The organism is Oleiphilus sp. HI0066, assembly GCF_001635725.1.
In genome coordinates this window covers 1-664 of sequence record NZ_LWFH01001635.1, presented here as the reverse complement: position 1 = coordinate 664, position 664 = coordinate 1, and the positions used below count along the sequence as shown (strand labels likewise).

Annotated in this window: 1 protein-coding gene; it reads left to right on the top strand. The window is 45.5% G+C overall.

Features of this window, described 5'->3' with window-relative positions; all coding sequences use genetic code 11:
- On the top strand, positions 1-664 hold a 664-nt coding region (locus tag A3738_RS25565; RefSeq protein WP_197474040.1), incomplete at both ends, for an Hpt domain-containing protein.

Here is a 664-nt window from a genome sequence, read left to right as displayed (position 1 = left end):
AACGTACGGCTGCGCTTCATCAAAAGAACCAAGACATCGCAAATATGATGGCAAACATGCACCAAGGCCTATTTACAGTGACCGAAGGTGGTGTGGTGCACAAAGAGTATGCGGCGTATCTGGAGCAGATTTTTGAAACAGATCGTATCGCTGGACGAAATGTAAATGATCTTCTTTTCGCGAATACAACACTAGGCTCTGATGCGCGAGATCAGAACATTACAGCAGTTGATGCGATTGTTGGTGAAGACGAAATGATGTTTGAGTTCAACTCACATTGTCTTGTGAATGAGATGACCATTGGTTTCGATGATGGTCGTGAAAAAGTTCTCGAGTTGGACTGGGATCCAATCGTGAATGATGATGTGATCGAGCGTCTGATGATTACTGTGCGCGACGTAACTGAAATCCGTGCCCTAGAGCTAGCGGCGCAAGGTCAGAAGCGTGAGTTGGAATTAATTGGTGAAGTGCTTGCGATCGATGCAGCGAAATTTGCTGAATTCCTCCGTAGTTCTAAGCAGTTCATGGCGGCATGTCAGCAGGCTATTAAGAACAACGCTGGAAAATCTGCGGATGTTATTGCCGAGCTATTCAGAAATATGCACACCGTTAAGGGTAATGCGCGTACGTATGGTTTGAGTTATTTGACTGACGTAGTGCATGA